Origin of the sequence: Olsenella sp. AGMB03486, assembly GCF_040884255.1 — a bacterium.
Lineage (GTDB): Bacteria > Actinomycetota > Coriobacteriia > Coriobacteriales > Atopobiaceae > Olsenella_L > Olsenella_L kribbiana.
In genome coordinates, this window is record NZ_JBEVTM010000038.1 from 1 (window position 1) to 8,349 (window position 8,349).

General features: G+C 59.7%; 7 protein-coding genes and 3 tRNA genes. 5 read left to right on the forward strand and 5 right to left on the reverse strand.

Translation table 11 applies throughout. From position 1 onward, the window contains the following. Positions 1-338: 338 nt before the first annotated feature. On the forward strand, positions 339-950 hold the full coding sequence (locus ABVS03_RS11165) for a hypothetical protein (protein ID WP_368019166.1): 612 nt from the start codon (positions 339-341) through the stop codon (positions 948-950). Positions 951-979: 29 nt separating this feature from the next. On the opposite strand, the gene ABVS03_RS11170 is transcribed toward ABVS03_RS11165, so the two are convergent. Then, entirely contained in the window at positions 980-2,077 is a 1,098-nt protein-coding gene (locus tag ABVS03_RS11170) for a M24 family metallopeptidase (RefSeq protein WP_368019167.1), read from the reverse strand. Positions 2,078-2,205: 128 nt separating this feature from the next. Here ABVS03_RS11170 and sdaAA point away from each other — a divergent pair, with 128 nt between their 5' ends. Beyond that, positions 2,206-3,828 (forward strand): L-serine ammonia-lyase, iron-sulfur-dependent, subunit alpha, encoded by a 1,623-nt coding sequence (sdaAA, locus tag ABVS03_RS11175; RefSeq protein ID WP_368019168.1) that lies wholly within the window; start codon positions 2,206-2,208, stop codon positions 3,826-3,828. Between the two features lie 71 nt (positions 3,829-3,899). On the opposite strand, the gene ABVS03_RS11180 is transcribed toward sdaAA, so the two are convergent. Continuing rightward, on the reverse strand, positions 3,900-5,027 hold the full coding sequence (locus ABVS03_RS11180; RefSeq protein WP_330971777.1) for a lysylphosphatidylglycerol synthase transmembrane domain-containing protein: 1,128 nt from the start codon (positions 5,025-5,027) through the stop codon (positions 3,900-3,902). A gap of 18 nt (positions 5,028-5,045) precedes the next feature. After that, positions 5,046-6,323, reverse strand: coding sequence for a YbhN family protein (locus ABVS03_RS11185; RefSeq protein ID WP_368019169.1), 1,278 nt, complete (start codon positions 6,321-6,323; stop codon positions 5,046-5,048). 261 nt (positions 6,324-6,584) lie between these two features. On the opposite strand from ABVS03_RS11185, the gene ABVS03_RS11190 reads away from it, so the two are divergent. The 3 genes from ABVS03_RS11190 to ABVS03_RS11200 all read left to right on the forward strand — a co-directional run bounded on the left by ABVS03_RS11190 (position 6,585) and on the right by ABVS03_RS11200 (position 6,848). Beyond that, a tRNA-Gln gene (locus ABVS03_RS11190) sits at positions 6,585-6,658 on the forward strand. 3 nt (positions 6,659-6,661) lie between these two features. Beyond that, a tRNA-Glu gene (locus ABVS03_RS11195) sits at positions 6,662-6,738 on the forward strand. A gap of 33 nt (positions 6,739-6,771) precedes the next feature. Next, positions 6,772-6,848, forward strand: a tRNA-Glu gene (locus ABVS03_RS11200). Positions 6,849-6,965: 117 nt separating this feature from the next. On the opposite strand, the gene ABVS03_RS11205 is transcribed toward ABVS03_RS11200, so the two are convergent. Next, positions 6,966-7,466, reverse strand: coding sequence for a DUF234 domain-containing protein (locus tag ABVS03_RS11205; protein ID WP_368019171.1), 501 nt, complete (start codon positions 7,464-7,466; stop codon positions 6,966-6,968). Beyond that, positions 7,433-8,242 carry an ATP-binding protein gene (locus ABVS03_RS11210; RefSeq protein ID WP_368019170.1) on the reverse strand — a complete coding sequence of 270 codons (810 nt, stop codon included), beginning with the start codon at positions 8,240-8,242 and terminating at the stop codon, positions 7,433-7,435. Before ABVS03_RS11210 ends, ABVS03_RS11205 begins: the two co-directional genes overlap by 34 nt. Positions 8,243-8,349: the final 107 nt, after the last annotated feature.

Consider the following 8,349-nt stretch of genomic DNA (forward strand, 5'->3'; position numbering starts at 1 on the left):
TTGATTGACCTGGGAGGGGCCCAGAAGCATCCGGACCCTCGCCTATGATGATTGTCGCCAAACAGATCATGCATAGAGCGGAGGGTCCGGATGGATTCCATGACACTGCAGCAGGTCGAGAAGATGGGCATCTCGGAGAAGCGCTGGCTCCCCGAGAGGCTGAAGGCGCCCATAGCCGAGGAGACGGCAGGCCCTGCCCCAGGGGCACGCCGGACAGGTGCCCGAGATGCGGATCGGCGGACTTCTGCCGCAGGGGCCATGACGCCCATGGCCTCCAGAGATGGAGGTGCAGGTCATGCGGCAGGGCCTTCTCTGCCAAGACGGGATCGGTGCTCGCGATGTCCGAGCTCGATGCGACCACCTGGGCCGCATATGCGGAAGGCGCGCTTGCGGGCATGTCCCTCAGGGAGCCAGCGGACAGCTGCAGCGTCCGCCTCAGGACGCCGCGGTCCATGGGGATGAGGCTCTTCGAGGCGATGGGATCCGCCCCTGCGCCCTTCAGGAAGGGATCCTCCGCCTCATGCCAGGCGGACGGCCTCTGTCTCGACGAGTCGCTGGCGGGCAGCAGGGGGGAGGTCGGACATCCAGATGCCCGGGAAGGCGCACGCGCACGGCCATGCCGTGCATCCCCGCGGGATATCCAGCCGCAAGGTCTGCCTGACTCCGTAGCGGAAATGCAGGCAGCAGAGGATGGCTCTTCCCTGCCAGAGGGAGGCGATATCCTGACACTCATCAGGAGCGGCTCTACGGCAAGGGCCTATGGGCCTGAGCCGGAGATCGGCGATGAGGTCGAGGCAGAGGCCTTGTTCTGCAAGAAGGATGCCGTTATAGTCGGCGAGCACAGGACTGCTTACAGCCTCTGGCATATCGAGACATACGACTGGCTTATCGAGACCGGTCAGAGATCCCACTATCCTGAAATCCCACGACCGGCCTCAGAAGCGGAGTGAAGGGCTGCGCTGAAGGACTCAGATACTCGCTAGAGCTCGATCAGATGGTCCGTGATGAAGGTCAGGCGCTCGTAGCCGCCGTCGCAGATGAGATAGTCATCTTCCTGGCGCACGCCGCCAAGTCCCGGCACATAGATGCCCGGCTCGATAGTCGTTATCGTCCCCGCCTCATACGGCGTCTCGTCGTTTCCATTGATGAACGGCAGCTCATGGATATCGAGGCCGAATGAGTGGCCGAAGCCATGGGGCGTCACATAGCCTGCTGCCTTGATCGGCGCCTCGATCGCCTCGTGGAGCTCCTTCCTGGTAAGGCCTGCATGGAGGGCTTCCTGGCCAGCCTTCTTGGCCTCGCACACCACATCGAAGATATGGTAGAGCTCGGCGTCGGCGCCCTTGCCGACAGCGACCGTGCGCGTGATGTCGGAGCAGTAGCCGTGGTAGCGCGTGCCGAAGTCGATCGTTACGAAGTCGCCCTTCTGGATCACGCGGTCGGAGACGCTTGCATGCGGGCAGGCGCCATTGACAGGACCGGAAGCGACAATCGTGTCGAAGCACATGCCGGAGCCGCCGTGGCTGCGGAACTGGTGCTCGAGCTCGTCTGCGACATCCTTCTCCGTCACGCCCGGACGGATGGAGTCAAGCAGGGCATAGAACGAAAGCATGGAGATGCGGCAGGCCTCGCGGATCGTGTCGAGCTCCTGAGGCGTCTTCTTCGCACGCATCTCGGTGAGGTAGGCAGGAGCCTCCTTGTATTCGCCTTGCGGGTAGCGGCTCTGCATGCCGAGGAAGTCCTTGTACGTGAGATCTGCCCCGTAGATGCCGACGGTCTTGGGTGCCAGCTTTGCAAGCACCATGCCCGCATTCTCGCAGTAGCTGTGCGTCCCCTTCTGCCAGAGCACGCACTCATAGCCTTCCGTCTCCTCGGCGACCTGCGTCGTATAGCGGGAATCCGTGACGAAGCTCGAACCTTCGGGAGACAGCACGACAACCGCAACCCCTGCCTCGCCCGTGAAGCCGGTAAGGTAGGAGATATCTGCACCTGCCGGAATGACGAGGGCATCGAAGCCGTCTTCTGCCATCCTGCGCAGGATCTCTTCCCTGCGCCCTGTATAGATGCTCCTGTCCATGTCTGCATCCTTTCTCTTTTTGATATGCCTCATCCATTGTGATGCTCTGCTGTTTCAGGCAGGAAACTTATCTGAATGCCTGCCAATATCCACGATTCCTGTGTTCCTGTCTTGCCAAGACAATCTCAATGAGCCACGATGGGGCATGCCTATTTCCAGAATGTTTCGAGAGGAATGGATCTGTGCATACCTCTGCCTTCGAGATACTTGGCCCCATCATGGTCGGCCCTTCATCCTCCCATACGGCAGGAGCGCTGAGGATTGCCCTCGTCGCACGCTCCTTGGCACCCTCACCGGTCGTACGTGCTGACATCGTCTGCTACAACTCCTTCGCACGCACGCACAAGGGCCACGGTACTGACCAGGCGCTTGTCGCAGGCCTTCTGGGAATGCTTCCCGACGATGTCCGCGTCAGGGACTCCCTCGAGATTGCGCGCGATCGCAACCTTATGGTCTCCATCGTTGAGGGTCCCGACGGCGTGATGCCGCATCCGAACACGGCATCCATCTCCATGCTCTGCGCAAGCGGCTCCACTTTCGAGGTAACGGGAGAATCCGTCGGCGGCGGCCGCATCCGCATCTCCTCGATCAACGGCGTGCATGTCGAAATCACCGGCGACTACCCGACCCTTTTCGTCTCGCACTATGACAGGCCAGGCGTCCTGGCAGCGCTTACCGGTGCCCTCTCCTCAGCCTCCGTCAATATCGCGACGATGCGCACGTTCCGCCAGTCGAGGGGAGGCCGTGCCTACACGGTCTTCGAGACGGACGAGCCGGTGCCCGAAGAGCTTGTGGATACCTGCCAGGAGCGTCCTGACATCATCTTTGCTTCTTCGGTGAGCATCCCCGGAGCCTCAGGCGTCTCCCCCGACACGGCACTTGCCCTGGACTTTGCGACAGGACGCGAGCTCGCAGACCTCTGCTCTGCCCGCAACGCTTCCATAGCGGATATCATGCGCGCCCGCGAGGCTGAGCTTCTGGGAAGCCAGGAGGCAGCTGATGCAGAGATGGAGAAGGTGCTTGCCACCATGAAAGAAGAGACGCACGACACGATCGAGCACCCCGTGCGCTCGCTCGGCGGCTTCCTCTTCGGCCAGGCAGCAAAGGCGGCTGCCTCCTCTCCCGAGCTTCTGGGAGGTGCCCTCACGCGTGCAACTGCCTATGCGATGGCAGTGCTTGAACGGTCGAGCGCTATGGGCGTGATTGTTGCAGCACCGACAGCAGGTGCCTCAGGCGTCGTGCCCGGAGCTGTCCTAGCCGCAGCAGAAGAGCTCGGAAAGGACGACAAGGAGATATCTCAGGCACTCTGGACCTCCTCTGCCATCGGCGCCCTCATTGCTGCCAACGCAAGCGTCGCCGGCGCCGAAGGCGGCTGCCAGGCAGAGGTCGGCACCGCGAGCGCTATGGCGGCAGGAGCGCTCACAGAGCTTCTCGGTGGCACGCCGGAAGAGGCGCTCGCAGCAGCTTCCATTGCAATCGGAAACCTCCTCGGCCTTGTCTGCGACCCGGTGCAGGGACTCGTCGAGTATCCCTGCCAGCTCAGGAATGCGATCGGTGTTGCCTCAGCCATGAGCGCAGCGCAGCTTGCACATGCCGGCATCAAGGCACCCCTTCCCTTCGATGAGGTCGTGGATGCAATGGCAAAAGTCGGTCATGCCCTACCCAAAGAGCTCAGGGAGACCGCTCTGGGCGGCCTTGCCGCAGAGCCTTCAGCCCTGCGGGGATGCGCTTCCTGCGGAGCCTGTACGTAGGGAGAAGCGCACAAGATGCAAGGAAGACGCCTGCCCATGCAGACGCCTTCCTTTTTTCATGTCCAAGCTTTTCAGTACCTGCGGCTCTTGCCGGCACCGTGTGCAATCTCGTTCCACCTCTGGTAGAGCGACTGCTCCTTCCTGCCCGAATGCAGGTTCAAAAGAGGGATTGAAAGGAAGATCGGGCCGATATAGGAGACGGCACGCCACATGATGAAGCCAGCAGTCGTGAGCGTGCCGAAGGTCGGCCCCAGGAAGATGTTCCAGGCCACATCGACGCCTCCCGTGCCGCCTGGCAGAGGCACGGCAGCGCCGACCATCTGGACGAGAGCGCAGAGCTCAATCGAGGCAATGGGATTCAGGTCGCAGCCGAAGGCATTGGCGACAAACCAGGGAATCAGGTAGAGCAGCGTCAGCTGGATGTAGTTGATCACGAGCGTGACGAGGATGCCCTGGCGGCTGTTCGTGGCACGCCTGAAGGCAGCGGAGAGCTCCCCCACCTCGTTGTTGACAAAATGATAGGCACGGCCATAGTCCTTGAGCCAGCCGCGCTTCGAGATCCACTTGACGGCAGCATTGCCGAAGTGCATGACCTGGTTCGGGAAATAGCAGACAGCAAGCTCGCCGAGGATCTTCAAGAGCCCGATGGCCCAGGCGATGAGCGCAAGGAAGATCAGGTTGCCGTAGGAAGCCTGGAAGGCGACGAAGCCGACAAAGAGGATGACAGCACAATAGCTCACGGATGCAATCTGCTGCGTGATGCCGCGGGTCAGCTGCGTTGCGGTTGCTTCTCCGGCATCGAGGCCCGCGTTCGTGAGGCGCAGGATCTGCGCCGGCACAGATCCGATCATGGCAGGCGTGAGGTTTCCGAAGAACGTACCAGAGGCCTCGACGCTCATGAGGTCGCGGATGCCGACAGGAGAGTCACGGTCGAGCCAGACTGCCACCGCATAGGCTGCGACGCCTGCGATGTAGTAGAGGACATAGCAGATGACCGCAGCAACGATCCAGCTTGTCTCGAGCTCATGGAGCGACGTCAGGAAGGTCTCCATCTGCCCTGTGACGATGAGGTCGAGGACATAGAAGAGGACGACACCTGCGAGGAACAGCATGCCCTTGAAGGCACGGCCCTTGTTCTCGGCAGAGTCCTTGCCAGGCTGCGACGCCGCCTGCGTCTTTCTGCTCTTTCCGAATGCCATATGACAAAGCCTTTCTGGCTAACGCTTCTTTCTCTGGGTGCTGCGCTTCTCCTGGGCAACGCGCCGCTTGATCGTGGTACCAGACATCGAGACGCCGGCGCTCCTGCCCCCGCCATGTGTGAGGTCCTGCCAGCGCTGGTAGATGCTTCTTGTCCTGTTCGTGGTCTTGAGGCTCAGGAGCGGTGCTGCCAAGATCGTGGGCGCGATGAACGTGACGAGGCGCCAGATCAGGTATCCTGCCGTCGCAGACGAACCGAAGAGGCCTCCATAGAACATGAAGAAGCCACCCTCAGCACCGCCGGTACCACCCGGAAGCGGCACAGCCGAGGAGACCATCTGCACCATGGAGCCAGCAGCCAGGCAGTCGAGGAAGTCCGCTTGAACACCGAAGGCATTGAGCACGAACCACGGAATCATGTAGAGGCTGGCAAGCTGTGCCATGGTCACGGCAAGCGTCAGGAGCATCGAGGGCCAGTCCTTTGCTGCCGTCTTGAAGGCATCGGAGAACTGCATGACCTGAACGTTCACGACCTCGGTCCAGTGGTCGACATCCTCCTGCTTCTTGAGGATTCCCACGCGCTTGCAGAAGCGGATAGCTGCCATGCCCGCATGCATAACGAAGCGGGGACAGAGGCAGATCACGAAGAGCGCGATGAGCTCGAGCATGTGCACGCCGAAGACGATGAGGTTCAAGATCACGATATCGCCGTAGGTCTCGAAGAAGAACTCGAGCTTGGCGGCAAGCATGATGGCAGCAAAGAGCACGACACCGAACTGGAACATGATGAAGCGGGTGAACTGGGTAGCAGAAGCTTCGCCCGGATCGAGTCCTGTCTTCGTGAGGCGCACGATCTGCGACGGGACCGATCCTGCCATCATCGGCGTGAGGTTCCCGAAGAAGACGCCCGATGCCTCGACGCTCATGAGGTCGCGGATGCCGACGGGAGAGTCATGGTCGATGAAGACAGCAATCACGTAGGCAAGGACGCCGAAGACGAAGTAGAAGCCATAGCAGAGGCAGGCAAGCCAGACCCAGTGCGTATCGACCGTCGAGAGCGCATCGAGGAACTGCACCATCTGTCCCGAGAAGACAAGATAGACGATATAGAGGGCAACGACACCAGCCAGGAAGAGCGCACCCTTGCGTGCGCTTGCCTTCTGGTCCTCGTTTCCTTCTGCCTGGATATGTCCTGTCGAGACCTTGAGCTTCGGCATGGAGCTTACATGGGGCTTGCCAGTACGGGAAGCAGATGTCTTCGTGGCCGAGCCTGCATGCGTGCCATCAACTTTGGCCATCCATATCCTTCCCTCGCTCAGCTCTCTTTGTGCTGCCACACTATCATACCCGCCACACGTCCAATCGATCTGGACGCAGATAGTCAGCAGCCAGACACCATAGGCAGAGCCAATCTTGGATGGCTATCGGACTTGTGGCGAGATTGTGGTGGAGCGGGGGTCCAGAGCGACTTTTTGCCCAATTTGCAGAATGTCGTTGCACACCCCCACCCTCTGCGGTATAGTTCTTTCTCGCGCCGATGAAGCGCACGCACGACCTCTTGGGATATCGTCTAACGGTAGGACAGCGGATTCTGGTTCCGTCAATGGGAGTTCGATTCTCTCTATCCCAGCCATCTGGCCCGTTCGTCTAGCGGTTTAGGACGCCGCCCTCTCAAGGCGGAGATCAGCAGTTCGAATCTGCTACGGGCTACCAGATTTTCCTCGGCCACTTGCTGGCCTTACATATGGCCCGTTCGTCTAGCGGTTTAGGACGCCGCCCTCTCAAGGCGGAGATCAGCAGTTCGAATCTGCTACGGGCTACCAAATGAGATGCGCTCCGGTTTCCGGAGCGCTTTTCTTTTTGTCTTCTTCCCTCTGTCCTCAATACAGGCCACTCGCCCATTTCCCGCCTTAGCCCATTTGAATCTGCGGCATGCCATCTCATTCTTCGTAGAGCCTCTCTGCATCCACGAAGGTCCACTCTGGACCAAGCGTCCCAGCAAAGCCCGCTGAAATCTGGTCCTTCGTGAACAGGCCGTAGCGAACCGTGTCGTAGCCCGATATGAGCTGTGCCCTCCGCACAAGCTCCTGCGTCGTTTTTTCCGCATCGAACGAATTCCCCCCATTGCATTCTCCGACGAAGAGCTCGCGGCGGCGCTTGCTGCCTGCCATGACATCGATGCCTGTCTGCCCCTTTCTGGCAGGGTCTGCTCCCCACCAGCTTCCGAATCTGACAGGTCGAATCGGAAGCGCGCCCTTCTTGGCTTGAACGATTGTCCATTCAAGACAGATCGTCTCGAACCAGTGCCCGACATAGGTAGGGATGTCATTTCCTTCGAAAAGCTCACGGCCTCGAGCTCTCCGGCATCCATCTCGATTGCATCCATAGCCGGCTGCACGAACCGATATCAGGAGGAGAAGACAGGTTCCGAGATGCAGCAGATGCCTTTGCGTGACTTTTCACGGGGCTCGCCATACGGAGCCTTCTTCTCGACGAACCCCATGGACTGAAGCGTCTTCAGGTACCTGCCGACAGGGCCTCGGTCTTCGCCGATTCTGTCTGCAATCTCCTGTGGCTTGTTGGCACCTGCAGCGATGGCATCAAGCACGGAGCTGTAGATTGCCGGTTCATGCAATTCCTGCCGAAGAAGCATCATCGGCTCTTCATAGAGCAGCCCTTCCTTTCTGAAGAACAGCCGCTCTGCATTTGCCTTCAGGCTCTCTGACGCATGTATCGTTGAGAGGTAGTACGGCGTGCCGCCAAAGACCGCATAGAACTCGACAAGCTCAGTGCTGGAGAGCCCGGGGAGCATGAGCGCAGCATCCCGATACCCGAAAGGCCCGAGATGGATCTGGGCAGTCCGGCGGCCGAAAAGCGGATTCTTCTCCCCGAGGCTGTCTTCGTCTGTGTCTCCGAGCACCTTCTCTTCCATGAAGCCCTGATTCGAGCCTGTAAGGATAAGGAAGATGCCGGTCTCCGGAAAGAGCCGGTCGCAAGCAATCTGAAACGTGGAGATGAGGCTTGCATTGCGCTTTGCGGCATAGAGGAATTCATCGAAGACAAATACAAGATGCGTGTCTTTCGCCTGCTGGGCAATGAATGCAAGTGCAGCATCCAAATGTATCTTTGCTGTGAAGACAAGTGCAGGCTTGTCTCTGGCAAACTCTTTCGTGAGGGCAGTCTTGCCGACACGACGCCTGCCATAGAGGACGACCATCTGGAAGCCGCTCTAGGCATAGAGCCGCTCGAGCTCACCGAGCTCATGCTGGCGTCCGACAAACATGCAGCTTCATCTTTGCATAATCTTGATTAGCTTAATCTAGA